This window comes from Paraburkholderia caballeronis, assembly GCF_900104845.1.
GTDB lineage: Bacteria > Pseudomonadota > Gammaproteobacteria > Burkholderiales > Burkholderiaceae > Paraburkholderia > Paraburkholderia caballeronis.
Genome location: NZ_FNSR01000001.1, coordinates 2,597,858 through 2,623,283, shown reverse-complemented (window position 1 = coordinate 2,623,283; position 25,426 = coordinate 2,597,858). Strand labels below are relative to the sequence as shown.

The 25,426-nt window shown below is 69.5% G+C and carries 24 protein-coding genes; 18 read left to right on the top strand and 6 right to left on the bottom strand.

Annotated elements, in window-relative coordinates:
* The first annotated feature begins 72 nt into the window (after window positions 1-72).
* The 3 genes from BLV92_RS11650 (at window position 73) to BLV92_RS11640 (ending at window position 2,992) form a co-directional block, all read left to right on the top strand.
* Window positions 73-909, top strand: a complete 837-nt coding sequence (locus BLV92_RS11650) for an alpha-amylase family protein (protein ID WP_090545021.1) — start codon at window positions 73-75, stop codon at window positions 907-909.
* 187 nt (window positions 910-1,096) lie between these two features.
* Complete coding sequence (locus BLV92_RS11645; protein WP_090545019.1) at window positions 1,097-1,507, top strand: Lrp/AsnC family transcriptional regulator; 411 nt, start codon at window positions 1,097-1,099, stop codon at window positions 1,505-1,507.
* 225 nt (window positions 1,508-1,732) lie between these two features.
* On the top strand, window positions 1,733-2,992 hold the full coding sequence (locus BLV92_RS11640) for an APC family permease (RefSeq protein ID WP_090730098.1): 1,260 nt from the start codon (window positions 1,733-1,735) through the stop codon (window positions 2,990-2,992).
* Window positions 2,993-3,134: 142 nt separating this feature from the next.
* Here the strand turns inward: BLV92_RS11640 and BLV92_RS11635 are convergent, their stop codons facing one another.
* The gene (locus tag BLV92_RS11635) at window positions 3,135-3,773 is read right to left on the bottom strand and encodes a LysE/ArgO family amino acid transporter (RefSeq protein WP_090545015.1); all 639 of its coding nucleotides are present in this window, start codon (window positions 3,771-3,773) and stop codon (window positions 3,135-3,137) included.
* A gap of 98 nt (window positions 3,774-3,871) precedes the next feature.
* On the opposite strand from BLV92_RS11635, the gene BLV92_RS11630 reads away from it, so the two are divergent.
* Together BLV92_RS11630 and BLV92_RS11625 are read left to right on the top strand one after the other, a co-directional pair.
* Window positions 3,872-4,777: a LysR family transcriptional regulator ArgP gene (locus BLV92_RS11630; RefSeq protein ID WP_090545013.1), complete on the top strand. Its 906-nt coding sequence runs from the start codon at window positions 3,872-3,874 to the stop codon at window positions 4,775-4,777.
* 692 nt (window positions 4,778-5,469) lie between these two features.
* Window positions 5,470-5,943, top strand: coding sequence for a DUF3331 domain-containing protein (locus BLV92_RS11625; RefSeq protein ID WP_090545011.1), 474 nt, complete (start codon window positions 5,470-5,472; stop codon window positions 5,941-5,943).
* A gap of 301 nt (window positions 5,944-6,244) precedes the next feature.
* On the opposite strand, the gene BLV92_RS11620 is transcribed toward BLV92_RS11625, so the two are convergent.
* The gene (locus BLV92_RS11620) at window positions 6,245-7,486 is read right to left on the bottom strand and encodes an MFS transporter (RefSeq protein WP_090545010.1); all 1,242 of its coding nucleotides are present in this window, start codon (window positions 7,484-7,486) and stop codon (window positions 6,245-6,247) included.
* Window positions 7,483-8,454, bottom strand: a complete 972-nt coding sequence (locus BLV92_RS11615) for a PRC-barrel domain-containing protein (protein WP_110332494.1) — start codon at window positions 8,452-8,454, stop codon at window positions 7,483-7,485. The genes BLV92_RS11620 and BLV92_RS11615 overlap by 4 nt, the downstream gene beginning before the upstream one ends.
* Before the next feature lie 600 nt (window positions 8,455-9,054).
* On the opposite strand from BLV92_RS11615, the gene BLV92_RS11610 reads away from it, so the two are divergent.
* The 4 genes from BLV92_RS11610 to BLV92_RS11595 all read left to right on the top strand — a co-directional run bounded on the left by BLV92_RS11610 (window position 9,055) and on the right by BLV92_RS11595 (window position 12,087).
* On the top strand, window positions 9,055-10,398 hold the full coding sequence (locus BLV92_RS11610; RefSeq protein WP_090547015.1) for an NCS2 family permease: 1,344 nt from the start codon (window positions 9,055-9,057) through the stop codon (window positions 10,396-10,398).
* Window positions 10,399-10,407: 9 nt separating this feature from the next.
* Window positions 10,408-10,923 carry an ArsR/SmtB family transcription factor gene (locus BLV92_RS11605; protein ID WP_244283779.1) on the top strand — a complete coding sequence of 172 codons (516 nt, stop codon included), beginning with the start codon at window positions 10,408-10,410 and terminating at the stop codon, window positions 10,921-10,923.
* Entirely contained in the window at window positions 10,869-11,261 is a 393-nt protein-coding gene (locus BLV92_RS11600; RefSeq protein WP_090547014.1) for an SRPBCC family protein, read from the top strand. Before BLV92_RS11605 ends, BLV92_RS11600 begins: the two co-directional genes overlap by 55 nt.
* Window positions 11,262-11,331: 70 nt before the next feature.
* On the top strand, window positions 11,332-12,087 hold the full coding sequence (locus BLV92_RS11595) for a DUF899 domain-containing protein (RefSeq protein WP_373681874.1): 756 nt from the start codon (window positions 11,332-11,334) through the stop codon (window positions 12,085-12,087).
* A gap of 29 nt (window positions 12,088-12,116) precedes the next feature.
* On the opposite strand, the gene BLV92_RS11590 is transcribed toward BLV92_RS11595, so the two are convergent.
* Window positions 12,117-12,299 (bottom strand): hypothetical protein, encoded by a 183-nt coding sequence (locus BLV92_RS11590; RefSeq protein WP_090545005.1) that lies wholly within the window; start codon window positions 12,297-12,299, stop codon window positions 12,117-12,119.
* A gap of 143 nt (window positions 12,300-12,442) precedes the next feature.
* Window positions 12,443-13,348 (bottom strand): NAD-dependent epimerase/dehydratase family protein, encoded by a 906-nt coding sequence (locus BLV92_RS11585; RefSeq protein ID WP_090545003.1) that lies wholly within the window; start codon window positions 13,346-13,348, stop codon window positions 12,443-12,445.
* Window positions 13,349-13,952: 604 nt separating this feature from the next.
* Here BLV92_RS11585 and hutH point away from each other — a divergent pair.
* The 8 genes from hutH to BLV92_RS11545 all read left to right on the top strand — a co-directional run bounded on the left by hutH (window position 13,953) and on the right by BLV92_RS11545 (window position 23,068).
* Complete coding sequence (hutH, locus tag BLV92_RS11580; RefSeq protein ID WP_090545001.1) at window positions 13,953-15,479, top strand: histidine ammonia-lyase; 1,527 nt, start codon at window positions 13,953-13,955, stop codon at window positions 15,477-15,479.
* Window positions 15,476-16,201: a histidine utilization transcriptional repressor HutC gene (gene hutC, locus BLV92_RS11575; protein WP_090544999.1), complete on the top strand. Its 726-nt coding sequence runs from the start codon at window positions 15,476-15,478 to the stop codon at window positions 16,199-16,201. Before hutH ends, hutC begins: the two co-directional genes overlap by 4 nt.
* 48 nt (window positions 16,202-16,249) lie before the next feature.
* Entirely contained in the window at window positions 16,250-17,950 is a 1,701-nt protein-coding gene (hutU, locus tag BLV92_RS11570) for a urocanate hydratase (protein ID WP_090544997.1), read from the top strand.
* Window positions 17,951-17,952: 2 nt separating this feature from the next.
* Window positions 17,953-18,630 (top strand): HutD/Ves family protein, encoded by a 678-nt coding sequence (locus BLV92_RS11565; protein ID WP_090544995.1) that lies wholly within the window; start codon window positions 17,953-17,955, stop codon window positions 18,628-18,630.
* A 4-nt stretch (window positions 18,631-18,634) separates the two neighbouring features.
* Entirely contained in the window at window positions 18,635-19,882 is a 1,248-nt protein-coding gene (hutI, locus tag BLV92_RS11560) for an imidazolonepropionase (protein WP_090544993.1), read from the top strand.
* On the top strand, window positions 19,879-21,276 hold the full coding sequence (locus BLV92_RS11555) for a formimidoylglutamate deiminase (RefSeq protein ID WP_090544991.1): 1,398 nt from the start codon (window positions 19,879-19,881) through the stop codon (window positions 21,274-21,276). The genes hutI and BLV92_RS11555 overlap by 4 nt, the downstream gene beginning before the upstream one ends.
* A 43-nt stretch (window positions 21,277-21,319) precedes the next feature.
* The gene (gene hutG, locus BLV92_RS11550; protein WP_090544989.1) at window positions 21,320-22,141 is read left to right on the top strand and encodes an N-formylglutamate deformylase; all 822 of its coding nucleotides are present in this window, start codon (window positions 21,320-21,322) and stop codon (window positions 22,139-22,141) included.
* A gap of 264 nt (window positions 22,142-22,405) precedes the next feature.
* Window positions 22,406-23,068 (top strand): hypothetical protein, encoded by a 663-nt coding sequence (locus BLV92_RS11545; RefSeq protein WP_090544988.1) that lies wholly within the window; start codon window positions 22,406-22,408, stop codon window positions 23,066-23,068.
* 33 nt (window positions 23,069-23,101) lie between these two features.
* Here BLV92_RS11545 and BLV92_RS11540 read toward each other — a convergent pair whose 3' ends face one another.
* Window positions 23,102-23,989 carry a LysR substrate-binding domain-containing protein gene (locus tag BLV92_RS11540; protein WP_090544986.1) on the bottom strand — a complete coding sequence of 296 codons (888 nt, stop codon included), beginning with the start codon at window positions 23,987-23,989 and terminating at the stop codon, window positions 23,102-23,104.
* Window positions 23,990-24,105: 116 nt separating this feature from the next.
* Between BLV92_RS11540 and BLV92_RS11535 the strand changes: the two genes are divergently transcribed.
* Entirely contained in the window at window positions 24,106-25,350 is a 1,245-nt protein-coding gene (locus tag BLV92_RS11535; protein ID WP_090544984.1) for an aspartate aminotransferase type Ic, read from the top strand.
* The last annotated feature ends 76 nt before the right edge of the window (window positions 25,351-25,426 follow it).

Genomic DNA, 25,426 nt, shown 5'->3' with positions numbered 1-25,426 from the left:
GGAGCGGGGCTTTTGCGGCGGTGGCGCGGCGCGCGTACATCGCTTACATCGTGCCTCGCGCCGGCGTTGCGGATGCTCGCGAGCGCGCTTGCGATGGCCGCGGCGGCCGGCTGCACGTTGCAGGTTCCCGCCCATGCGGACGCATTGGCGCAGGGCGTCGCGTGGCAGCTGTCGAACGACCGGCTCGACGTGCACGGCGACTGGGACCGGCTCGGCGTGAACGAACTGCTGCTGCAATGGACGGCGGTGGACGACGTCGCGTTCGTCGCCGGCGCCGGGCTGCCCGCGCCGCGCCAGCCCGACTGGGTGAGGATCGCGAACGAGCCGTGGGCGCGCGGCGTGATCGTCGGGCTGGCCGGTTATTCGGACGAACGGAAGGCGCGCGCGAACGTCGCCGAACTGGTCGAGCGGTCGCTGAGGATCGCGGCCGTGCGGCCGCCGGTGCACGTCACCGGCTGGTATTTTCCGGTCGAGGTCGATCCGACGTGGACCGACGCGCCGAAGCTCGCGCCGCTGCTGGCGCGGCTGCCGCGTCCGCTGTGGATCAGCGTGTACGACAACGGCAACGTCGGCGGCGACGCGCTCGCCGCGTGGCTCGCCGGCTGGCTGCCGCGCGACGTCGGCGTGCTGTTGCAGGACGGCTGCGGGGTCTATGCACGCGGGCCGGCCGCCGCGCGCGAGTATGCGGACGCGCTCGCGACACGGCTCGGCCGCCGCCGGGTGCGGATCATCGCGGAAGCGTTCAGGCCAAAGGAAGGCGGCGGTTTCCGCGCGGCGACCGCCGACGAACTCGGGCCGCAGCTCGACGCGTATCGCGGTTATCGCGTGTATCTGTTCGACGGGCCGCACTACGTGTCGCCAGCGCTCGTCGACACGCTGCTGCAACGGCGCGCCGCCGCGCGGCGATAACGGCGACAACACCGGTCACGGACCGGTCGAGACTCCCTGATTCGCCGCGGAACGCGGTATCGTACGGCCTTCGATCTCGCGGGCGCGGCGCGCAGTGCCGCCGCGTCGTGCGGAGCCGGCGGCGACGCGGCCCGCGTGCGCCGCGTTTCCCGTTCAATTCCTCTTTCAGCCCACGGCTCGACCACGCATGGACGCGATAGACCGGCAGATCATCGCCTTGCTCGGCACGGACTCCAGAATGTCCGCGACGGAAATCGGCAAACGGGTACACCGGTCGCGGGTCGCGGTGATGAGCCGGATCGACGCGCTCGTCGCGAGCGGTGAGATCGCGTCGTTCGGCGTCACGCTGAAGCGCAAGCCGTGGCCGGTGCTGTTCGAGATCGCGATGCGCTCGGCCGGCACCTGCGAAGTGCTGGTGCCGAGGTTCCGCGCTTCGCATCCGTTCAACAAGGCGTGGTCGGTGACCGGCAGTTCCGATCTGTTCATCTGGACCGAGGCCGAGACCGCCGCCGACGTGCATGCGATGCGCGATTATCTGCAGGCGCAGCCGGAAGTCGCGCGCGTGTCCACGCACTCGATCATCCGCACGTACGAATAGGCGGCTTGCGGGCGTTTGTTGTCCGGTGTCGCTTCGCATCGCCACTTCCGTCGAAACGCACGCGACGACCGACGAAGCGTCGGCGGCGCGCGTGATGCGCGGCCCTAGAATTTCCCCCTTCGTGATACGCGATGAAGCGGGGAGGGCGGGCCATGTTGCCGACAGCACAAGCGGACAGAATGAAGACGCGCAGGTCCGGCGCGGGGCGTGGCACGCGGTGCGCCGATGCGTGACGATCGGAAGAAGATCGGCGCGGTCGTGGCGACCGCGATGTCGGTGACGATCGTCGTCGGCGCGGGGCTGCTCGCGCTGGCGGGCCTCAGTTACGCGTATGCGGGACGGCTCGGCTATCTGCCGTGGCTGCTCGTCGCCGCGGCGATGCTGCCGCTGCTCGAAATCTTTTCGTACTTCGGCCGGACCCATCCGAGCGCCGGCGGGGTCGTCGGCTACGTGCGCGCGAGCCTCGGGCCGCGCGCGGCGACCGTCGCGGAGACCATCGTGCTCGGCACGTTCACGCTCGGCATCCCGGCGATCTCGCTGATCGGCGCGGGTTATCTGCGGCAGGTCGCCGGCGCGGTGAGCGTCACCGAAGGCGCGCTCGGCGTCGTGACCGTCGCGTTCGTCGCGGGCATCGTCGGGCTGCGGGTGTCGGGCGCGATCCAGACGGCGATCGCGGTGTCGATCGTCGGTGGCCTCATGACGGTCGGCGTCGGGTTCCTGTGTAGCGCGCATCCGCCGCCTGCCGCCGCGGTCGCGTTGGAGGACGCCGCCGCGTGGCACGGCGTCCTGCGCGCCGTGCCGGTGATCCTGTTCGCGTTCACCGGCTGGGAGTTGACCGCGTTTCTCGCGGAGGACATGCGGGACCCGCGCCGCGATCTGCCGACGTCGATCTGGGCGAGCTTCGTCATCGTTACCGCGCTGTATCTGTTCATCGCGTGGATCGTCGCGACGTATGCGCTGCCCGACGACCGCTGGAAGGTCGCGCCGGTTGCGCAACTGGCGAACGAATGGCTCGGCGCAGCGGGGCGGGGATGGGTCGGCGCGATCGGCGCGCTGCTGGTCGTCGCGAACGTGGTCGCGGCGTTCGTGTCGGTGTCGCGGGCGATCTTCGCGGCGGGACGCGACGGACTGCTGCCGCGTTTCGTCGGCCGGCTCGACCGCCGCGGCGCGCCGACCCGCGCGATGCTGCTGACCTATGCGGTGTTCGTCGCGGTGATCGCCGCGGCCGGTCTCGGCGCGGTGCGCATCGATACGCTGCTGCAACTCGCGGGGCAGAACTTCTTCGTGCTGTATCTGCTCGCGGTCGTCGGATACGTGTCGATCCATCGCGGCGGCGCGCGGCGCTGGATCGGTTATGTCGCCGCCGTTGCGGTGCTCGGGATGATGTCGTTGTTCAGCGTCGAAGGGCTGGTTTATTGCGGCGGGCTCGCGGCGCTGGGGCTTTGGCTCGGCAGGCCGGTGCGGACGGCGGCCTGCGCGGACTAGCGGCGGGGTTGTGGTTCGACGCATCGGCGCATCGCGTTCGACGGATGCGCCGATCGCGTCGAATTTCATCCGCTTTATCGCGGCGCGCCTTCGATGGCGTGCGCTTATTGCGCGTTCGGCCGCAGGGCTCAGTCGAAACGCGTCACCGCAACTGCGTGACCGCAAGCATCAACACCATGCCGCCGATCGCGCCGTCGAGCACGCGCCATGCGCTCGCGCGCCGAAACAGCGGCGCGAGCGCCCGCGCGCCATAACCGAGCCCGACGAACCATACCGCGCTGACCGCCATCGCGCCGAGCGCGAACGCGAGCCGTCCGCCTTCCGGCTCGCGCGCGCCGGCGGTGCCGATCAGCAGGAACGTGTCCAGATACACGTGCGGGTTCAGCCACGTGAACGCGAGCGTCATCAGCACGACCGGCAGTGCGCGTTGCGCGGACATCGGCGCGGCAGGGTCCCGCGCATCCGGTGCGTCGCCCGCTTCGAGCATCGCATGGCCGGGCCGCAGCGCGCGCCGCAGCGCGTTGAAGCCGAACCACGCGAGATACGCGAGCCCCGCATACAGCATCGTGTGCACGAACACCGGAAAGCGGCCGACGAGCGCGGACGCGCCGCCGACGCCCGCGCCGATCAGCACGAAGTCCGACAGCATGCACAGCACGACGATCTTCGCGACGTGCGAGCGCATGATGCCCTGGCGCAGCACGAACGCGTTCTGTGCGCCGATGGTGACGATCAGCGACGCGCACAGCGCGACGCCATGAGAAAACGAAATCCAGTTCATTGCGAGGCCGGTTGGACAGAGCGGGAAAACGGCGCTAGTCTGCCGCGAGGCGTTGCCTAAGCAAAGCTGATTTTCTTAAACCCGATTAAGGAACGCTAATGCTCGACTATGCGCTGCTCGATGCGCTGGCCGCCGTGGTGCGCTACGGTTCGTTCGACCGCGCGGCGGCCGCGCTGAACGTGACGCCGTCCGCGGTGTCGCAGCGCGTGAAGCTGCTGGAGGAGCGCGTCGGCACCGTGCTCGTGAAGCGCGGGCAGCCGTGCGTTGCGACCGCGTCCGGCGCGCTGCTGTGCCGCCACACCGAACGCGTGCAGATGCTCGAAGCGGAACTGGGCGGCATGCCGTCGCTGTCGGCCGCATCCGAGGCGGCGCGGCCGACGTTGCGCGTCGCGGTCAACGACGACAGCGTCGGCACGTGGTTCATCGATGCGGTCGCCGACTTCTGCGTCGAGCGCGAGATGCTGCTCGACCTCGTGATCGACGATCAGGACCACACCGCGCAGCGAATCCGCGACGGCAGCGTGCAGGGCGCGGTGACGACCCAGGCCGAGCCGGTGCAGGGCTGCCGTTCGACGCGGCTCGGCCGCATGCGTTATCTCGCGGTGTGCTCGCCAGCGTTCTTCGCGCGGTATTTCGCGGCCGGCGTCGGACGCGACGCGCTGCGCCGCGCGCCGTGCATCGAGTTCAATCCGAAGGACCAGTTGCAGAAGCGTTTCATCCGGCGCATCACGCGCGCGCAGGTCGATGCGCCGCTGCACTGGATTCCGCACGTCGCGGGTTTTCTGCGTTGCTGCGTGAACGGGCTCGGCTGGGGGATGTGTCCGGAGCGGATGATCGCGCCGCATCTCGCGAGCGGCGAACTGGTCGAGCTGACGCCGGGACGCGGGCTGGACGTGGAACTGTACTGGCAAAGCTGGCGGCTTTCGATCGGCTGGCTGGACGATTTCGGTGCGATGCTGAAGCGCCGCTCGGCCGAGTTCCTCGATCAGGGGCGCGGTGGCTGACCGGGCTGCACGGTCAGCAATGCGGGTTACGATTTCATGAATCGGCACGCCGGCGGCGCGCGTGAATCGGCATGCAAAAGCGTAACGATTCACCGAAATGGCGCATATGAAAGTGTTAAAGCCAATTCCAGAATTTAATTAATAGAAGCAAAATTGGCGAATTGTCGCAAAAAATGAAGGCATGCCGGCGACAGTCGTCGGCTGACGCCTGTCGCCGCCGCTCTTGTGTACGGTATGCGTAATGCAGGATGCACGGGCTTACGTCCGATTATTCATCGCGAATCGTTTGCGGCCGAGAGCGATTGTCCATTCACCGGCAACGTGTGTAGAGCCGGAACCCTTGCCGGACGGCCATCCAGGCCCGGCCCGCCGCCGTGAAAGCGGTTTTCCTGCGAATCTTTAAATACGGTTGCCTGGTCAGGCTTTGCGTGGTCAATTGTTATTTTTTCTCGCCACCATTGTCGTCGATCATGGTCGCATGGAAGAAATTTCATAAAGGTAAAGAAACTTGACATTCTCTCCGGCCGGGCTAACGCACACGTTGCAGTATCCGAATTTTCCAATGCCAATTAATGTTTCGATAGCCTAATATTTTCCCTGGGGATTACGAGATGAGGAGCTATAATCCGGACGTGGCACAGCGGTAATTCGACCGGCATATTTGAATCGTTTTCACGTGCACGAGGTGCATTATGACGAAACTAGATACCGGCAGCGCATGGCAACAAACCATCGACCTCCTGTCCGCCGCCTCCGAACCGTGGAGTCCGGCGAGCGACCTGGAGGGCAGCGGTGGCTGCAAACCGGTGCCTCTGAGCCGCGGCGCGTCCGACGCGGCGAACCGGCGGCGCGCCGCCGCACGGTCGTGGGATGCGCAGGGCATCACGCTGATCCGCCGGCACGATCCGGAAAGCATCACCGTCTGCTGGAGCGATCCGACCTACGGCCGCTACTCGGACCAGTTGTGGCGGGTCTGCACCGCGCGCCGCAGCGCGGTCTGCGCGTTGACCGGCGAGAAGATCCGCCGCGGCGACGCAGTGTTTCGGCCGAGTCCGAACCGCCGCCATCGCCCGGCGAATGCCGACGCGATGATCCTCGCGAGCAAGCTGGACCATCTGGGCGGCGGCCTCGTCACGATTCGCGGCGAAGAGGCGCTGGCCGCCTGAGCTTTTCCCCTTTCACGATCATCGCGCCGGGTTTATCCCGGCGCGATGCCGTGTGCGGGACGCGCAGGCGCCGCGTGACCGGCCGGCCGCCGCGTGGTTGCAGGCGGGTGGCCGTGGCCGCCACGGACGGCGGCGGGGCGCATGCATCGACGATGCAATCGTTGGCGCGGACGCCGCATGCGGGTCGCATTGATCCGCTTCTTCTCCAGTCATCTCCTGCATGCGGGGCGAAAAAAAACGCAGGCACGTGGATACGCGCCTGCGTTTTTCATGACGACCCCAACCGCTCCGACGATGCGTGTCAGGTCGGCGCGGAGCGGCTTTCCTGCTCTTCCGCGAGCGCGTCGTCGCGCGTTTCCGGCATCGCGAACCACACCATCAGCACCGCCGCCGCGCCCGCGGCCGCAAGCACGACGAAGCTGACCGTATTGCCGAGGCGGTCCGCGATGAAGCCGGCGATCGCGGTCGACAGCGTCGCGCCGATCCCGGCCGCGAGTCCGAACAGGCCGATGCACAGGTTGTAGCGCCCCTTGCCGCCGGCGACGTCGGCCGCGATCAGCGGCAGCATCACGCCGAACACCGCGGCCGAGAGGCCGTCGAGCATCTGCACTGGCACGAGGAAGTACGGATTGCCGACCGCCGCGAACAGCAGCGCGCGCACCGGCAGCGCGCAGAAGCCGAGGATCAGCACCGGCCGCCGTCCCCAGCGCTGCGCGGTGCGGCCGACCCACGGCGACATCAGCGCGACGATCGCCTGCGGAACGATGATGCACGCGGCGATCACGAGTTGCACGTTGTCGCCCATGCCGGCCGTCACCTCGCCGGCCGCGAGGTTCAGCATCGCCGCGTTCGACAGGTGGAACAGCACGACGCACGCGGCGAACGTCAGCATCCGGCGGTCGCGCAGCAGCGCGCGCAGCGTCTCGCGCTGTTCCGGCGTACGCGCGGGTTTCGGTCCGCGCGGTGTCGCCGCGAGGCCCGGCTGCTCGATCATGCTCAGCGCGACCAGCGCCGGCAGCGCGAGTCCGGCGGTCAGCCAGAACACCGCGCGCGGCGAGAAGTATTCGCCAAACAGCCCCATCAGCCCCGCCGCGACCGCGCTGCCGATCGACGCCCAGCGCGCGTTGCGCCCGAGCCGGTCGCCGAGGTCCATGCGGCCGACGAGCGCGAGCGACAGCGCGGCCATCGCCGGCACCAGCATGCAGCTCGCGAAGCCGTGGAAGATCTCGGCGGCCATCACCGGCGCGACGGTCGGGCTCAATGCGAGCAGCATCGCGCTGATGATGATCGCGCCGATCGCCCACGCGGCAGCGGCCTTCTTGTTGCGCAGCGCATCGACCGCGGCGCCGCCCGGCACCTGGCTCAACATCGCGGTGATCGTGCCGACCGACAGCGCGAGGCCGATCTCGCCCTGGGTCCACTTGTGCGACGCGAGGTACGACGCGATGAACGGACCGAAGCCGGTCTGCACGTTCGCGACGAAGAAATTCAGCCAGTCGAGCGCGCGCAGGCTCCGCGCCGTGGCCATCGAACGCATCGTCATTTGACACCGCGCGCGGGAACGGACGACGCCGGCGCGGCCGCGAGCGGCGTCACCGCGCGGATCGGCTGGTCGTTCTCATACGGCGGCGACGCGTCGATCTGCTGGTCCGTCATGTCGAGCAGCCCATGCAGCGTGTTGTCCTTCGTGACGAAGCGCAGCGCCGACCAGTCGGCCGCGATCGTGCGGCGTTTCTGCAGCGTGCCGCTGACGTCGAGCACGATCGCGAGCGGGTCCGCTTCGCCGTCGAGCAGCACGTCGACCACGCGGCCGACCTTCGCGCCGTTCGGGCGCTCGATCGACGCGTCGAGCATCGGCAGCCGCGTCGGCGTCGCGTCGGCGGGGCCGGCCGGCGGCGCGCCGGTCGCCTTCGGCCGGTCGGGCGCGGGCTGCTGGCCGGGGCCGAGCACCAGCGTGATCGCCGGCGTTTTCGCGCGCGTGCTCACGCGAACCGTGCTCCACGGGAAATTCGCCTTACGGTCGCCGACACCCATGAAACCCTGCAGGTTCACGACGATGTCGGCCGGTTTGCCGTCCGGCCCGGCGATCAGATCGACCGCGCGGCCGACCACCTTGCCGTCGGGCCGCTGTACTTCGGCGTCGAGCAGCGTGCGAAAGCTGCCGTGCTCGATCGCGCGTGTCGAGATGATCGGCGCGGGGGCGGGCATGGGCGGCGGAGGCGGCGGGGGAGGCGGCGGCGGCGCGGGACGGCGGCGGCGCACCGGCGCGGGACGCGGTTTCCTCGGCGTGTGTTTCGCCTCGCTCTCTTCCTCTTCGGGTTCGCTCGCGGCCTCGGGCGGCGTCGCGACGTCGGGCTCGCTGGCCATCTCGGGTTCGCTCGCGGCGACCGGCGCTTCCTGTTCCGGCGGCGGCGCGGGGCGGAACAGGCTGCACCCGGACAGCAGCAACAGCAGCGCGACGATCAACGCATACGGGGTGGCAATGGCAGTGCGTGCGAAACCGCCTCTCATCGACGGGAACTCCTTGGGCTGCGGGCGCGATGCGCGGGCCTGGCCTGGGTGGCTCAAGCGGCTTGAATGGCCTGAGCGGCGCGCATCGTACCGGGAAACGGGTTCATGACAGCGTGAGAGTGTAACCCGCGAGCGCGCGCGGACCGCGTGCGGTATGCACGCGCGCCGCGTTCGTGCGCCGGCTGGTCGGCGTCCGGCGGGTGTCGTGCGGGTCCGTGGCGTTGCCTGCGCAAGCGCCGCGAACCGTAGGTGTTAAGTAGGTGTTAACGCGCGGGCCGCCGCTTCGCAATGCAGTGCGCGCGGCGATATACGCGTCGCGGCATGGGCTGAATGCGTTCCGTGCGATGGGAGCCGCGCAGGCGTTGACCTAACCTTCGCTGCACCCGCGGCGCCGGCGCGGCCGCATCGGCCGCGTCCGCGCGCGGCGCATTCCCCACGAGACGAACCTGACGACGGCCCGCGCGGGACCGTTTCAGCACGCTGATAAAGGAGACACTCACGATGATCGAACTCGATTCCACGGCCGCGCCGCTCGCGGAAGCAGGCGGCTCCGTCGTTTCCGGCGCAACCGACACGGATGCCGATGCCCGCCCGCGCGCGATGAGCGGGACCGGTTTCGCCGCCGCGCTCGACCGCTACTTCGACATCGCCGCGCGCGGCAGCAGCGTGCGGACCGAGGCCGTGGCGGGCGTGACGACGTTCCTCGCGATGGTCTATTCGGTGTTCGTCGTGCCGGGGATGCTCGGCAACGCCGGCTTCGACACGAGCGCGGTGTTCGTCGCGGTCTGCGCGACGACCGCGTTCGGCTCGCTGCTGATGGGCCTGTGGGCGCGGCTGCCGATCGCGGTCGGCTGCGCGATCTCGCTGACCGCGTTCACCGCGTTCGGCCTCGTGCTCGGCAAGGGGCTGCATCCGGACGTCGCGCTCGGCGCGGTGTTCCTGATGGGCGTCGTGTTCACCGCGATCTCGGTGACCGGCGTGCGTGCGTGGATCCTGCGCAATCTGCCGCACGGCATCGCGCACGGCACCGGCATCGGCATCGGGCTGTTCCTGCTGCTGATCGCCGCGAACGACGTCGGTCTCGTCGTGAAGAATCCCGGCGCGGGGCTGCCGGTGTCGCTCGGCCATCTCGGCTCGCTGCCGGCGCTGCTGTCGGTCGCCGGGCTCGCGGCGATCGTCGGGCTGGTGCGGCGGCGGGTGCCGGGCGCGATCCTGATCGTGATCGTCGCGATCTCGGCGCTCGGCTTCGCGCTCGATCCGCACGTCGCGTTTCATGGCGTGTTCGCGTGGCCGTCGTTGGCCGCGCCCGGCCACGCATCGCTGATCGGCGCGATGGACGTGAAGGGCGCGCTGTCGCTCGCGGTGCTGCCGAGCGTCCTCGCGCTCGTGATGACCGCCGTGTTCGACGCGACCGGCACGATCCGCGCGGTCGCGGGCCAGGCGGGGCAACTGGATGCGCACGGCCGCATCGCGAACGGCGGACGCGCGCTGACCGCCGACTCGCTGAGTTCGATCTTCGCCGGCCTGGTCGGCGGCGCGCCCGCTGCCGCGTACATCGAATCGACGGTCGGCGTCGCGGCCGGCGCGAAAACCGGCCTCGCGGCGGCGGTCGTCGGCGCGCTGTTTCTCGCGGTGATGTTCTGCGCGCCGCTCGCGGGCCTCGTGCCGCCGTATGCGACCGCGCCCGCGCTGATGTACGTCGGCCTGATGATGCTGTCGAGCGTGAGCCGGCTCGACATGAACGACCGGATCGACGCGATGGCGGGCCTCGTCTGCGCGGTGTTCATCGTGCTGACCGCGAACATCGTCACCGGGATCATGCTCGGCTTCTGCACGCTCGTGATCGGCCGCGTGGTCGGCGGCGAAGCGCGCCGGCTCAACGTCGGCACCGTCGCGATCGCGCTGGCGCTGGCCGCGTTCTATCTCGGCGGCTGGGCGATCTGACGCCGGTTTTTGCGCCTTGACATCCGCGCCGCGTCGTCTATGTTTAACCGTATGGTTAAGTATGGCGACGCTCTCGACCGCACGTTCGCGGCCCTGTCCGACCCGACGCGGCGCGCGCTGCTCGCGCGGCTTGCCGAGCATTCCGAACTATCGGTGAGCGCGCTCGCCGAGCCGTTCGCGATGTCGCTGCCCGCCGTGATGAAGCACCTCGACGTGCTGTCCGACGCGGGCCTCGTGACCCGCGAGAAAACCGGCCGCACGGTCGCGTGCCGGCTCGCGCCGGGTCCGATGGAGGAAGCGATGCAGTGGCTCGCCCGCTATCAGCGCTTCTGGACCGAGCAACTGGATCGCCTTGCCGCATTCGTCGAGGAGGACACATGGCAGCCCAACCCACTCAAGCCGCCCGCGCAGCGCAAGCCGCGCAGTCAGGCCGACCCGCCGAGGCGCCGAGCCTCAGTCTCCGCCGAAGGATCAACGCCAGCGCCGCGAAAGTCTACGCCGCGTGGACGCAGCCGGCGCAGTTGATGCAGTGGATGCACCCGCACGATACGACGTGCATTCACGCGGAAGCGGACGTGCGCGTCGGCGGCCGGTTCCGGATCGTGATGCGCGCCGCGGACGGCGAGGAACACGACGTGAGCGGCGAATATCGCGAGGTCGTGCCGGACGAAAAGCTGGTGTTCACGTGGGCGTGGCGCAGCACGCCGGAGCGCGAGTCGCGCGTGACGATCGTGCTGCGCGCGGACGGTGCGGCAACCGACCTGACGCTCACGCACGAACGCTTCTTCGACGAGGCGGCGCGCGACGCGCATCGCGGCGGATGGGCGAGCGCGCTCGACCGGCTCGTCGAGCACTTTGGTTGACGGGTCCATGTGGGTCCATGCGGGTCCATGCGGCCCGTGTGTCTGTGTCTGGTGGAGACGGAAGTCATCGATGGAGGAACCGACGATGGAATCGCATCGCATCGTATCGAAGGACGAATGGCTCGCGGCGCGCAAGGCGCTGCTCGCTGACGAAAAGGCGTTCACGCACGCGCGTGACGCGCTGGTCGCGAAACGGCAGGCGCTGCCGTGGGTGAAGCTCGACCGGACGTACACGTTCGACACGCCGGATGGCAGGCGCACGCTCGCGGACCTGTTCGACGGCCGCAGCCAGTTGATCGTCTATCACTTCATGCTCGGGCCGGACTGGGACGAGGGCTGCACCGGCTGCTCGTTCGTTTCCGATCACATCGACGGCGCGCTGCCGCATCTGCTGCATCACGACGTGTCGTACGTCGCGGTGTCGCGCGCGCCGCTCGCGAAGATCGACGCGTTCAGGACGCGGATGGGCTGGCGTTTTCCGTGGGTGTCGTCGAACGGCAGCGACTTCAATTTCGATTTCCACGTGTCGTTCAGCGACGCGGACAAGGCGCGCGGCAAGGTCGACTACAACTACGAAGAGCGCGACTACATGATCGACGAACTGCCGGGCGTCAGCGCGTTTTATCGGGGCGACGACGGCGCGGTGTACCACACGTATTCGACTTACGCGCGCGGCGGCGAGATGCTGATCGGCACGTATGCGCTGCTGGAGCTGACCGCGAAAGGGCGCAACGAGGCGGGCGACATGCGCGAGTGGATGCGCCATCACGACCGTTACGACGAGACTGCGCAGCATGCGTGCTGCGCGCACGACAGGCACGAATAAAACGCGCGGCGCAGCGCGACGGATGCGCGTTACAGCGCCATCTCGAACGCGGGTTGCAGGAACTCCTGGATCGCCATCACGATGAGCCCCATCGCGGCGGCGGCGAGCGTCAGCGTCCCGTATTCGTCGTAGCGCGCGTCGTGCAGACACGCGATCACGAACAGGATCGCGAGCAGGTTGGTCAGCCAGTCGAAATTCAGCGCGAGCAGCATCGTCGGTCGAGCGATCCTCGACGGGATCGCATCGGCTGGAGAAGTGAAAACCGACGCGATTCTAGCGGCCCGAGCTTACGGAACAGCAACAGCGGCCGCATCATGCGGCCGCCGTGTTGTTTTCCCGTTTGATGGATGCAGCGTTATGGCTTCGGCACCGGCATCCCGCTGCGGATCCAGTCGGTGACCGACGTGCGCCTGGGTTGCCAGCCGAGCAGTTCGCGCGCGCGTTGACCGCGCACGCGGCTGTTCGAACCGAGGCCGTAAGACGCCATTTCATAGCCCCATTCGCGGATCGCGTCTTCGAGCGGCCAGTCCTGCGGCGCGCCGAGTTTCATCACGTCCGCGAGCGCGGTCGTCATCTCGCGGAACGACGCCTCGCCGCTGTCGACGAAATAAAAGGTGCCGGCGGGCGAGCGTTCGAGCGCGAGCCGGTACAGCTCGACGACGTCGTCGATGTGCACGTTCGACCAGATGTTGGCGCCGCGCCCGACGTGGCGCATCACGCCGCTTTTTTGCGCCTGGCGGATGAGGCGCGGCAACTGCACGCTCGCGGTGTCCGGCACCGCGCCGACGCCGTAGATCAGCGTGTTGCACAGCACGGAGCCGCGCACGCCGCGCGCGGCCGCCGCGAGCACGAGGTTGTCGATCGCGACGCGCGGGGCCTTGTCGGCGGTCGGTTCGGGCAGCGCGTCCTCGTAATAGATCCTGTCGGTCGGCTCGCCGCCCGATGCGTCGCCGACGATGCTCGATCCGCTCGTGTGCAGCAGCACCTTGTCCGAGCCTTCGAGCCCGTCGAGCAGCGCCTCGACTGCGCTGCGATGATCGCTGTCTGCTGCGTTGATTACTGCATCGGCTGCGCGCGCCTCGGCGACGAGTTGCGTGCGGTCGTCGAGGTCGCCTTCGACCGGTTCGATGCCGAGTTTTTGCAGCGCGGGGAAACGCTCGCGCCGGCGGGCGAGGCCGCGTACCTGATGTCCGGCTTGAGCGAGACCCGCGGCGATTGATCCGCCGATGAAACCGCTTGCGCCTGTCACGAAAATTTTCACGGTTGATTCTCCTGTCGATCGGAGTTAGCGCTTCAGCGCTTACTCCGATCCCATGCAACGCGGTCGATCGGAGTTAGCGCTTCAGCGCTTACTCCGATCCCATGCAACGCGGTCGATCGGAGTTAGCGCTTCAGCGCTTACTCCGATCCCATGCAACGCGGTCGATCGGAGTTAGCGCTTCAGCGCTTACTCCGATCCCATGCAGAGCTGTCGATCAGAGTTGGCGCTTTAGCGCCTACTCTGATCCCATGCAACGCGGTCAATCAGAGTTGGCGCTTTAGCGCTTACCCTGATCCCATGCAGAGCAGCCGCTCAGAGTTAGCACTTCAGCCCCTACCCCAATCCCATCCACCCTGACTGCCGGATCGAAAGTCTTTCTCTCCGGCCGCTGAAAGGTGAAACGAAGTATCCGCCGCAATCGCGCGCGCAAAAACCGTGCGGGTCTCAAATCATTCTTGACTGCGATTCAAGAGTCGCCGCATCGACAGGTATTCGCCGTCAACGAAGCTCATGGATTTCCCCAGGTCTCGATATTAAAAAACGAGTTGTCTATACAAGCCGCGCAAGCTAGACTTCGCCCAACTTGTATAGACAGGATGCGACGATGATACTCACCCCCGGCCAATTGACGCTGCCCCAGCTTCGTCAGATCGCCCGCGAACCCGTCACGCTCGAACTCGATCCGGCGAGCTTCGCCGCGATCGACGCCGGCGCGCGCGCGGTCGCGGACATTGCCGCGAAGGGCGAGCCCGCGTACGGAATCAACACCGGCTTCGGCCGCCTCGCGAGCACGCACATTCCGCACGATCAACTGGAACTGCTGCAACGCAATCTGGTGCTGTCGCACGCGGTCGGCGTCGGCGAGCCGATGGCCGCGCCGGTCGTGCGCCTGATGATCGCGCTGAAGCTGTCGAGCCTCGGCCGCGGTCACTCGGGCATCCGCCGCGAAGTGATGAACGCGCTCGTCACGCTGTTCAACGCGGACGTGCTGCCGCTGATTCCGGTGAAGGGCTCGGTCGGCGCGTCGGGCGACCTCGCGCCGCTCGCGCACATGTCGGCGGCGCTGCTCGGCATCGGCGAGGTGTTCATTCGCGGCGAGCGCGCGAGCGCCGAAGCGGGCCTGCGCGCCGCGGGCCTCGCGCCGCTCACGTTGCAGGCAAAAGAAGGGCTCGCGCTGCTGAACGGCACCCAGGCATCGACCGCGCTCGCGCTCTTCAACCTGTTCGCGATCGAGGACCTGTACCGCACGGCGCTCGTGTCCGGCGCGCTGTGCGTCGATGCGGCCGCCGGTTCGGTGAGCCCGTTCGATGCGCGCATTCACGAACTGCGCGGCCATCGCGGGCAGATCGAGGCGGCCGCCGCCTATCGCGCGCTGCTCGAAGGCTCCGGCATCAACCTGTCGCATCGCGACTGCGGCAAGGTGCAGGACCCGTATTCGCTGCGCTGCCAGCCGCAGGTGATGGGCGCGTGTCTCGACCAGATGCGCCACGCGGCGCACGTGCTGCTGATCGAGGCGAACGCGGTGTCCGACAACCCGCTGATCTTCCCGGACACCGGCGAAGTGCTGTCCGGCGGCAACTTCCATGCGGAGCCGGTCGCGTTCGCGGCGGACAACCTCGCGCTCGCGGCCGCCGAGATCGGCGCGCTCGCGGAGCGCCGCATCGCGCTGCTGATCGACGCGACGCTGTCGGGCCTGCCGCCGTTCCTCGTCAAGGATGGCGGCGTGAACTCGGGTTTCATGATCGCGCACGTGACGGCCGCCGCGCTCGCGTCGGAGAACAAGACGCTCGCGCATCCGGCGTCGGTCGATTCGCTGCCGACGTCCGCGAACCAGGAGGACCATGTGTCGATGGCGACCTTCGCCGCGCGCAAGCTCGCGGACATCGCGGACAACACCGCGAACATCCTGTCGATCGAACTGCTCGCGGCCGCGCAGGGCGTCGACCTGCGCGCGCCGCATCGCACCAGCCCCGCGTTGCAGCGCGTGATGGACGCCGTGCGCGGCGAGGTCGCGCACTACGAACTCGACCACTATTTCGCGCCGGACATCGCGGCGATCACGCGGCTCGTGCAGCGCGGCGAGATCGCGAAGCACAGCCCGCTCGCGTTCGCGTCCGAAGCCGCGCGATGAGCGAAGCCGACAGCGGCGTGCGCGCGGCGAGCGGACCCGCGTACCAGGAGATCAAGGACTTCATCCTGTCGCGGATCCACGCGGGGCAGTGGCGCGAGGGCGACCAGGTGCCGTCCGAGAACGAGCTGGCGCGCGAGTTCAAGGTCGCGCGGATGACCGTGAACCGCGCGCTGCGCGAACTCACGGCCGAGCAGGTGCTGACACGCGTGCAGGGCGCGGGCACGTTCGTCGCGCGGCCGAAGTACGAATCGACGCTGGTGGCGATCCGCAGCATCTCCGACGAGATCCTCGCGCGCGGGCATCGTTATCACGCGCAGGTGCTGGAGATCGGCACGCTGGTCGCGGACGATCCGCTCGCGGGCGAATTGCAGGTCGGCGCGGGCGAACCGGTGTTTCATTCGCGCGTGCTGCACTACGAAAACGACGAACCGGTGCAACTGGAAGAGCGCTGGGTGAATCCGGCGGTCGCGGCCGGTTACGTCGAGCAGGACTTCACGCACATCACGCCGAACCAGTACCTGACGCGCGTCGCGCCGTTGCAGCGCGTCGAGTACCGGATCGAGGCGCTCGCGCCGGACGTCGCGACCCGCGAGCGTCTCGCGATGGACGCGACCGAGCCGTGCCTCGTGCTGCACCGGCGCACGTGGTCGCACGGCGTCGTCGCGTCGGTCGCGAACCTGTGGCATCCGGGCAGCCGTTATCGCTTCACCGGCCATTTCTAGCGGTATGTCGCGGCTCACCGAACCGTATCCGATGGAGAGAGACTCATCATGAACCGTCCCGAAAGCCTCGCGCCCGCCGCGAATCCCCGTCTCGATCCGACGCGCACGATTCGCGCGCCGCGCGGCAGCGAGCGCGTCTGCAAAAGCTGGCTCACCGAGGCCGCGTACCGGATGATCCAGAATAATCTGGATCCCGAAGTGGCCGAGCATCCGCATGCGCTCGTCGTGTACGGCGGCATCGGCCGCGCCGCGCGCAACTGGGCGTGCTTCGACCAGATCCTCGCGTCGCTGCGCGACCTCAACGACGACGAAACGCTGCTCGTGCAGTCGGGCAAGCCGGTCGGCGTGTTCCGCACGCACGCCGACGCGCCGCGCGTGCTGATCGCGAATTCGAACCTCGTGCCGCACTGGGCGACGTGGGAGCATTTTCACGAACTCGACCGCAAGGGGCTGATGATGTACGGCCAGATGACGGCCGGCAGCTGGATCTACATCGGCTCGCAGGGGATCGTGCAAGGCACCTACGAGACGTTTTTCTCGGTGGCGAACCAGCACTTCGGCGGCGCTCCGGATGGCCGCTGGATCCTGACCGGCGGCCTCGGCGGGATGGGTGGCGCGCAGCCGCTCGCGGCGACGATGGCGGGTTTCTCGATAATCGCGGTCGAATGCGACGAGACGCGGATCGACTTCCGGCTGAAGACGCGTTACGTCGACAAGAAGGCGCACACGCTCGACGAGGCTCTGGCGCTGCTCGACGACGCGAAGCGCGCGGGCCGGCCGGTGTCGGTCGGCCTCGTCGGCAACGTGGCGGACGTGTTCGCGGAATGCGTCGCGCGCGGCATCACGCCGGACTGCGTGACCGACCAGACGAGCGCGCACGATCCGGTCAACGGCTACCTGCCGCAGGGATGGACGCTCGAACAGTGGCGTCACGCGCGCGACGCGGACCCGCAGCGCATCGTCGGACCCGCGAAGCAGTCGATGGCCGCGCAGGTCCGCGCGATGCTCGCGTTGCAGCAGCGCGGCGCGGCGACGCTCGACTACGGCAACAACATCCGGCAGATGGCGTTCGAAACCGGCGTCGAGAACGCGTTCGATTTTCCGGGCTTCGTGCCCGCGTACATCCGGCCGCTGTTCTGCGAAGGGAAGGGGCCGTTCCGCTGGGTCGCGCTGTCCGGCGACCCGGAGGACATCTACCGGACCGACGCGAAGGTGAAGGAGTTGATCCCCGACGACGCGCATCTGCACAACTGGCTCGACATGGCGCGCGAGCGGATCGCGTTCCAGGGGCTGCCCGCGCGGATCTGCTGGGTCGGCGTGAAGGATCGCTACCGGCTCGGCCTCGCGTTCAACGAGATGGTGAAGAACGGCGAACTGAAGGCGCCGGTCGTGATCGGCCGCGATCATCTGGACACCGGCTCGGTCGCGAGCCCGAACCGCGAGACCGAGTCGATGCAGGACGGCTCCGATGCGGTCAGCGACTGGCCGCTGCTCAACGCGCTGCTGAACACCGCGGGCGGCGCGACGTGGGTGTCGCTGCATCACGGCGGCGGCGTCGGGATGGGCTTTTCGCAGCATGCGGGCGTCGTGATTGTCTGCGACGGCACCGATGCGGCCGCGACGCGCATCGGGCGCGTGCTGTTCAACGATCCGGCGACCGGCGTGATGCGTCACGCGGATGCCGGTTACGAACTCGCGCAGCGCACCGCGCGCGAAGTCGGGCTGAATCTGCCGATGCTCGGACGGTGACGATGGCGGCAGTGCAGGGTGAGGTGCGCGCGAGCGTGCTGCGCGCGGCCGCGCGGGTTGCGTCGCCATGGAAGAACGGCGGCGGTGTCACGCGCGAGGTCGCCGCGCAGCGGCCGGCGCGGCGTGCGGGCGATGTTGCGGCGTCGGCGCTTCACGATGCGTTCCTGTGGCGCGTGAGCGTCGCGGACGTCGCCGCCGCCGGCCCGTTCTCGCGCTTCGACGGCGTGGACCGCACGCTGGTGCTGCTCGACGGCGGCGGGATGGTGCTCGAAGCAGCAGCCGGCGCGAAGCATGTGCTTGCCAGGCCGCTCGACGTCGCGCGGTTCGCCGGCGAAGCGTCGATCGACGCGCGGCTGACCAACGGCCCGACGCGCGACTTCAACCTGATGGTGCGGCGCGCGGCGGTCTCCGCGACGCTCGATATCTGGCGCGGCCCGACGCAGCGCACGCTCGACGCGGACGTCGTGCTGCTTTATTGCGCGTCGGGCCATGCGAGCGTGATGCTCGACTGCGACCGGCATTACGCGCTCGCGCAGGACGATGCGCTGCGTATCGACGCGCCGCGCGCGCTGCGTTGCACGGCCACCGGCGCGGCCGCGCTGATCGTCGTGCAACTGCGCCTGCTGCGCGACCGGCGCGACGCGTCGGCCGAAGAACCGAACGAACCGAACGGACGGTGACGCGATGACCTCGACTCAAACGGTGTGGCAGAACCTGAACCTGTGCCTATCCGGCGATCCGGACGAAACCGTGCTCGACGCCGCGATCGCGGTCGAGCGCGGCACGATCGTCTGGCTCGGCGCGCGCGCGGCGCTGCCCGCGCTGTACGCGGCGTGGCCGCGCGAAGACCTGGCCCGCGCGTGGGTGACGCCGGGCCTCGTCGATTGCCACACGCATCTGGTGTACGGCGGCACGCGCGCGGACGAGTTCGCGCAGCGGCTCGCCGGTACGAGCTACGAGGCGATCGCGCGGCGCGGCGGCGGCATCGTGTCCACCGTGCGCGCGACGCGCGCGGCCAGCGACGACGAACTGTTCGCGAGCGCGTCCGCGCGGCTCGAAGCATTGCTCGCGGAAGGTTTGACGACCATCGAGATCAAGTCGGGCTACGGCCTCGATCTCGCGACCGAGCGCAAGATGCTGCGCGTCGCCCGGCGGCTCGGCGCGGCGCATCCGGTGACGGTCTACACGACGTTCCTCGGCGCGCACGCGTTGCCGCCCGGGTTCGCGGGCCGCGCGGACGATTACATCGACGAAGTCTGCACGCGGATGCTGCCGGCGCTCGCGGACGAAGGGCTGATCGACGCGGTCGACGTGTTCTGCGAGCGCATCGCGTTTTCGCCGCAGCAGACCGAGCGCGTGTTCGAAGCGGCCGCGCGGCGCGGGCTGCCGGTGAAGCTGCATGCGGAGCAGCTGTCGTCGAACGGCGGCGCGGCGCTCGCCGCGCGGCATCGCGCGCTGTCCGCCGACCACCTCGAATATCTGGACGAGGCGGGCGTCGTCGCGATGAAGGAGGCCGGCACGGTCGCGGTGCTGCTGCCCGGCGCGTTCTATTTCATCCGCGAGACGCAGTTGCCGCCGCTCGACCTGCTGCGCCGCCACGGCGTGCCGGTCGCGCTCGCGACCGACTGCAATCCGGGCACGTCGCCGTGCACGTCATTGCTCGCGGTGCTGAACATGGGCTGCACGCTGTTCCGGATGACCGTCTCCGAAGTGTTGCAGGGCGTCACGCGCCACGCGGCGCGCGCGCTCGGCCGCGCGGACCGTCATGGCGTGCTGGCGGTCGGCCGGCAGGCGGACTTCGCGGTGTGGCCGGTGACGACGCTCGCGGAACTCGCGTACTGGATCGGCCGCCCGCTGTGCGCGCAGGTCGTGCGCGCGGGCGAGACCGTGTATCGGCGGCCGCCACGAACCGCAACGGGAGACGCACGATGAACGCACGCGCCTTGTTCGCCGCCGATGCGTGGCTGCCGGACGGCTGGCGTCGCGACGTGCTGCTCGAATGGGACGAACGCGGGCTGCTGACCGCCGTGACGCCGGACGCCGACGCACCCGCGCACGTGCCGCGCGCGGCCGGCCCGGTGCTGCCCGGCATGCCGAACCTGCACTCGCACGCGTTCCAGCGCGCGATGGCGGGCCTCACCGAATATCGCGGCGACCCGGCCGACAGCTTCTGGACCTGGCGCGACCTGATGTACCGCTTCGCGCGGCGCATCACGCCGGAAGGCGTCGCGGCGATCGCGCACTGGCTGTACGTCGAGATGCTGAAGGCCGGTTATACGTGGGTCTGCGAGTTCCACTACGTGCATCGCGACGTCGACGGGCAGTCTTATCCGAACGTCGCTGAACTTGCGCAGCGCGTGGTCGGCGCGGCGCGCGACGCGGGGATCGGCCTCACGATGCTGCCGGTGCTGTACCAGCACAGCGGCTTCGGCGAGCGGCCGCCGCGCGACGACCAGCGGCGCTTCATCGAGACGCCGGACGGCCTGCTCGGCCTGCTCGACGCGCTCGCCCGCGCGCTGCCCGAGCACGCGGGGCTTCGTTACGGCGTCGCGCCGCATTCGCTGCGCGCGGTATCGGACGGCGGGCTGCGCGCGCTGCTCGACGGCCTGCGCGGCTTGAGCCGCGTCGCGCCGGATGCGCCGGTGCACGTGCACGTCGCGGAACAGGAAGCCGAAGTGGCGGCGTGCATCGGGCACTACGGCGCGCGGCCGGTGCAATGGCTGCTCGACCGCTTCGGCGTCGATGCGCGCTGGTGCCTCGTGCACGCGACCCATGTCGATGCGGCCGAAACGGCCGCGCTCGCCGCGAGCGGCGCGGTCGCCGGGTTGTGCCCGACCACCGAGGCGAATCTCGGCGACGGCCTGTTTCCGGCCGGGACGTATCTCGGCGCGCGCGGCCGTTTCGGCATCGGCTCGGACAGCCACGTCGCGGTGGACTGGCGCGCGGAGCTGCGGCTGCTCGAATACGGGCAGCGGCTCGCGCGCCGGGCGCGCAACGTGCTATCCGACGAAGCGCAGCCGTCTGTCGCGGACCGGCTGTTCGCCGCCGCGCTCGCGGGCGGCGCGCAGGCGGCCGGCGCGGCGGCGGGGGCGCTCGTCGCGGGCCGGCGCGCGGACTGCGTCGTGCTCGATGCCGCGCATCCGGCCATCGCGGAGCGCGAGAGCGCGGTGTGGCTGTCCGGCGTGGTGTTCGGCGAGCACGGCGGGTCGCCGGTGCGCGACGTCTATGCGGGCGGGAAGCGGGTCGTCGAGAACGGACGGCACCGCGGGGAGGACGACGCGTACGCGCGCTATTGCGCGGCCGTCGCGGCGCTGCGGGCGGGCTGAACCCGGCCCGGCGGCAGGCGCAGGCTCATTGGCGGGACACGACATGGACACGACGTCTTCGGCAGCGGCGGTGCCGCTGTTTACGCTGCAACAGGGCACGGCGCCGCTGTTGATCTCGATTCCGCACGTCGGCACGGCGATTCCGGACGACATCGCTGCGACGATGACGCCGGCCGCGCGCCGGGTCGACGACTGCGACTGGCATCTGGACCGGCTGTACGCGTTCGCGGCGCGGTTCGGCGCGTCGTTCCTGATGCCGTCGTGCGCGCGTTACGTGATCGACCTGAACCGGCCGCCGGACGGCGCGAGCCTGTACCCGGGGCAGGACACGACCGGCCTGCTGCCGCTCGACACGTTCGACCGCGAGCCGCTGTACGAGCCGGACCGGCAACCCGACGCGGCCGAGGTCGCGCGCCGGCTCGACGCGTACTGGCAGCCGTATCACGAGGCGCTCGTCGCGGAACTCGGCGTGCTGACCGCGCGCCACGGTCGCGTGCTGCTGTGGGAGGCGCATTCGATCCGCTCGGAGGTGCCGCGCTTCTTCGAAGGCCGCCTGCCCGACTTCAACTTCGGCACCGCGGACGGCGCGAGCGCGCTGCCGGGCCTCGCGGACGAACTCGCGACGATCGTGGCCGGCCACGGCGGCTACACGGCGGCCGCGAACGGCCGCTTCAAGGGCGGCTACATCACGCGCGCGTACGGCAAGCCGGAGGCCGGCGTGCACGCGGTGCAACTGGAGCTTGCGCAATGCACTTACATGCACGAAGCGCCGCCGTATGCGTATGACGAAGCGCGCGCCGCGCAGGTCGCGCCGCTGATCGAATCGGTCGTGCAGGCGGCGCTGTCGCGGGTGATCGCGGGCTGACCCGGCCCCCAGGCCGGCGGCCGTGCAGACGCCGTTGCCGGTCGGCGTTGTACGAACTGCCGGGGGCGCGCAGGTCGCGCCGCGCATCGGGCGGCATGCCGCCTGCATCGCGATCCGCAGGGACCGGCCCTGTAGCGGCACATGAGTTGCCGCGCCCGGCGCAGACCGGCTAACCTTCAGGCGTGACCCTGTCGCATGGATGACGCGGCGCGGCGGCCGTGCGGGCTGCGCGCCGCGTCGCACGAACGATGGAGGGGCGTTGCAATGGACGATACCGGCACCGCGCTGCTGCCCGTATGGCGCGCGAACCTCGTGCTGCTGACGCGGGAGGTCGGCGCGGCGATGCGGCTGGCGCGGATGATGACGTTTTCCGCGTCGTACCTGAAGCTGATGCTGTCCGGCCAGCGCGATTTCAGCGAGGAGTTCGTGCGCGGCGTCGAGGCGGTGACGGGACTGCCGCCGAACTGGATGGACGCGCCGCACGGCGTGGCCGACGTGCCGGCCGACGCGCGCGACGCGCTCGACAACGAGTCGCCGCGCGCGCGTTTTCGCGGCACCGCGCATCCGGTGCGCAAGGCGTCGGTGCTGCGCGCGCCGGAGCCGATCTTCGGGCAGCAGCCCGCCGCGCCGAAGCGCGACGACACCGCCGCGGAGATCGAAGCGCATCGCCGTCTCGCGGGCGTGCGCAAGTTCCGCGACCTCGCGGTGCAGGACGTGCGCAAGCTCGAACGTTATCTGAGTCTGCCGCCCGTCGATGCGCCCGCGCTGCGCGCGCGCATCGAGGACGTGATCTCGGCCGCCGACCCGGACGACCGCGTGCGCGCGGACCTCGCGGGCCGGCTCGAACAGATCGAGAAGCATCGCGAACTGCTGCTGCGCCACGTGTCGAAGCTGCATGAGCTGCTCGCGCGGCTGGGCGACGAATAGCATGGCGGCCGACTCATGCGGTCGCCGCTGCGATTACAGCCGCAATTCCGCGAGAATCTGCTCGGCGAGGAAGTCGCACGGCGGCCGGTTCGAACGCGCGCTGCGCGCGAGCACCACTTCGAGTTCCGGCAGCGTCGGCAGCCCGTGTGCGCGGCCGAGCGTGACGAACGCGTCCGGCACCGCGCAGCGCGCGAGCGGCGCGATCGCGAGCCCCGCCGCGACCATGCTGCACAACCCCATCAGGCTCGGGCTCTCGTACGACGTGCGGTAGGCGATCTTCGCGCGTTCGAGCGCATGGATCGCGTTCGCGCGCGCGACGCTGCCCGCGCCGAACAGCGCCACCGGCAGCGGCCGCTCGCGCCAGATTTCGCGTCCGCTCGCGGCCGTCGCGGTGGGCGTTGCGGCGGCCGGCGGCCCGGCCCACACCATCGGCTCCAGCCGCACGAATTCGCCCGGCAGCCCGCGCTGGCGCGTCACGCACGCGAGGTCGATCTTGTTGTCCTTCAGCAGCGGCGCGAGCGCGCTGCTCGGCAGGCCGATCACCTGGATCTCGACCTTCGGCCAGCTCGCGGAGAACTTGCGCAGCACCGGCGGCAGCAGCGACGACGCATAGTCGTCCGGCACGCCGATCGACACGCGGCCCTTCACCTCCGGATGCGCAAGCGACGCCCACGCCTCGTCGCGCAGCGCGAGCATCCGCCGCGCGTACGCGATCAGCGTGTGGCCGTCCGGCGTCGGGCTCACGCTGCGCTTGCCGCGCACGAACAGCGTCTTGCCGAGCGACGCTTCGAGCGCGCGCACCTGCATGCTGAGCGCGGACTGCGAACGATGCACGAGCGCCGCGCCGCGCACGAAGCTGCCGGCGTCGGCGATCGCGACGATCATCGCGAGCACGTCCAGATCGAGCGATTTGGTTGCCATCAGAAAACCTGATCGAAAAGTTCAATATAACGCGTTTGTCTGAACGTTGCGTGCGACGGATACTGGGCGGCCCTTTCACGAAACAGCACGCCGCGTGGCGGCAGGAGACCTTCGAGATGCCGATCAGTCCATCCGTCCCGACGACCTGGGAACAATTCCGCGCACGGCGGATGAAGCTCGATATGTCGCGCGGCAAGCCCTCGCCGGAGCAACTGGACCTGTCGCACGCGCTGATCGATGGTGCGGCCGACGCGGGCCACGTCGCGCGCGACGGCTTCGACTGCCGGAACTACGGACTGCCGGCCGGGCTGCCGGAGGCGCGCGAACTCGGCGCGGAACTGCTCGAATTGCCGGCCGCGCAGGTGGTCGCGGCCGGCAATTCGAGCCTCGAACTGATGCACGACGCGCTCGCGTTCGCGTTGCTGTACGGCGTGCCGTCGGAAGCGGGCGACGCCATGCCGTGGCGCGGCGCGCGGGACGTCGCGTTCCTGTGCCCGTCGCCGGGTTACGACCGGCACTTCGCGATCTGCGAGGCGCTCGGCGTGCGGATGATCGCGGCGCCGATGAACGACGACGGCCCCGACATGGATTTCGTCGAGGCGCAGGTGCGCGACGATCCGTCGATCAAGGGCATCTGGTGCGTGCCGCTGTACAGCAACCCGACCGGCGCGATCTGGTCGGAGGACGTGACGCGGCGGCTCGCGTCGATGCCGGCCGCGCCGGACTTTCGCCTCTTCTGGGACGACGCGTACCGCTTCCATCATCTGACCGGCGAGCGGCCGCGCACGCCCGACGTGCTCGCCGCGTGCGACGCGGCCGGGCATCCGGATCGCGCGTTCGTGTTCGCGTCGCTGTCGAAGGTCACGCTCGCGGGCAGCGCGCTCGCGTGGTTCGCGTCGTCGCCGCGCAACGTCGCGTGGTGGCTGAAGCGCACCGCGGTCCGCACGATCGGGCCGGACAAGCTGAACCAGTTGCGCCACGTGCGTTTCGTGCGCGACCGCGCGACGCTCGATGCGCTGATGGACCGTCATCGCGCGATCCTGAAGCCGAAGTTCGACGCGGTGGACGACGTGTTTCGCGCGCGGCTCGCGGGCATTGCGGGCGTGCGCTGGACGCGTCCGCGCGGCGGTTATTTCATCAGCCTGTATGCGCCCGAAGGCAACGCGCGGCGCACCGTCGAACTCGCGGCCGACGCGGGCCTCGTGCTGACGCCGGCGGGCGCGGCGTTTCCGTATGGCGTCGATCCGAGCGACAGCCATCTGCGGATCGCGCCTTCGTTTCCGTCGCTCGACGAGGTCGCGCTGGCGGCCGAAGGGATCGCGCTGTCGCTGCTGAAGGCGATCGACGAGCGGCGGCGCTGACGCCCGGCGCCGCCCGGCGCGCTGCGCGCCGTTGTGCTACAACGGCAGACGGCATTCGTGGACTCGCGAGGTTCGT

Excerpts from the sequence above, each read along its gene's own strand:
- hutI (WP_090544993.1), top strand. The coding sequence starts at position 18,635 with ATGACCTCGACTCAAACGGTGTGGCAGAACCTGAACCTGTGCCTATCC.
- hutH (WP_090545001.1), top strand. The coding sequence starts at position 13,953 with ATGATACTCACCCCCGGCCAATTGACGCTGCCCCAGCTTCGTCAGATC.
- BLV92_RS11625 (WP_090545011.1), top strand. The coding sequence starts at position 5,470 with ATGACGAAACTAGATACCGGCAGCGCATGGCAACAAACCATCGACCTC.
- BLV92_RS11650 (WP_090545021.1), top strand. The coding sequence starts at position 73 with ATGCTCGCGAGCGCGCTTGCGATGGCCGCGGCGGCCGGCTGCACGTTG.
- BLV92_RS11565 (WP_090544995.1), top strand. The coding sequence starts at position 17,953 with ATGGCGGCAGTGCAGGGTGAGGTGCGCGCGAGCGTGCTGCGCGCGGCC.
- hutG (WP_090544989.1), top strand. The coding sequence starts at position 21,320 with ATGGACACGACGTCTTCGGCAGCGGCGGTGCCGCTGTTTACGCTGCAA.
- BLV92_RS11535 (WP_090544984.1), top strand. The coding sequence starts at position 24,106 with ATGCCGATCAGTCCATCCGTCCCGACGACCTGGGAACAATTCCGCGCA.
- BLV92_RS11590 (WP_090545005.1), bottom strand. The coding sequence starts at position 12,299 with ATGCTGCTCGCGCTGAATTTCGACTGGCTGACCAACCTGCTCGCGATC.
- BLV92_RS11620 (WP_090545010.1), bottom strand. The coding sequence starts at position 7,486 with ATGACGATGCGTTCGATGGCCACGGCGCGGAGCCTGCGCGCGCTCGAC.
- hutU (WP_090544997.1), top strand. The coding sequence starts at position 16,250 with ATGAACCGTCCCGAAAGCCTCGCGCCCGCCGCGAATCCCCGTCTCGAT.
- BLV92_RS11635 (WP_090545015.1), bottom strand. The coding sequence starts at position 3,773 with ATGAACTGGATTTCGTTTTCTCATGGCGTCGCGCTGTGCGCGTCGCTG.
- BLV92_RS11630 (WP_090545013.1), top strand. The coding sequence starts at position 3,872 with ATGCTCGACTATGCGCTGCTCGATGCGCTGGCCGCCGTGGTGCGCTAC.
- BLV92_RS11615 (WP_110332494.1), bottom strand. The coding sequence starts at position 8,454 with ATGAGAGGCGGTTTCGCACGCACTGCCATTGCCACCCCGTATGCGTTG.
- BLV92_RS11610 (WP_090547015.1), top strand. The coding sequence starts at position 9,055 with ATGAGCGGGACCGGTTTCGCCGCCGCGCTCGACCGCTACTTCGACATC.
- BLV92_RS11540 (WP_090544986.1), bottom strand. The coding sequence starts at position 23,989 with ATGGCAACCAAATCGCTCGATCTGGACGTGCTCGCGATGATCGTCGCG.
- BLV92_RS11545 (WP_090544988.1), top strand. The coding sequence starts at position 22,406 with ATGGACGATACCGGCACCGCGCTGCTGCCCGTATGGCGCGCGAACCTC.
- BLV92_RS11645 (WP_090545019.1), top strand. The coding sequence starts at position 1,097 with ATGGACGCGATAGACCGGCAGATCATCGCCTTGCTCGGCACGGACTCC.
- BLV92_RS11595 (WP_373681874.1), top strand. The coding sequence starts at position 11,332 with ATGGAGGAACCGACGATGGAATCGCATCGCATCGTATCGAAGGACGAA.
- BLV92_RS11555 (WP_090544991.1), top strand. The coding sequence starts at position 19,879 with ATGAACGCACGCGCCTTGTTCGCCGCCGATGCGTGGCTGCCGGACGGC.
- BLV92_RS11640 (WP_090730098.1), top strand. The coding sequence starts at position 1,733 with ATGCGTGACGATCGGAAGAAGATCGGCGCGGTCGTGGCGACCGCGATG.
- hutC (WP_090544999.1), top strand. The coding sequence starts at position 15,476 with ATGAGCGAAGCCGACAGCGGCGTGCGCGCGGCGAGCGGACCCGCGTAC.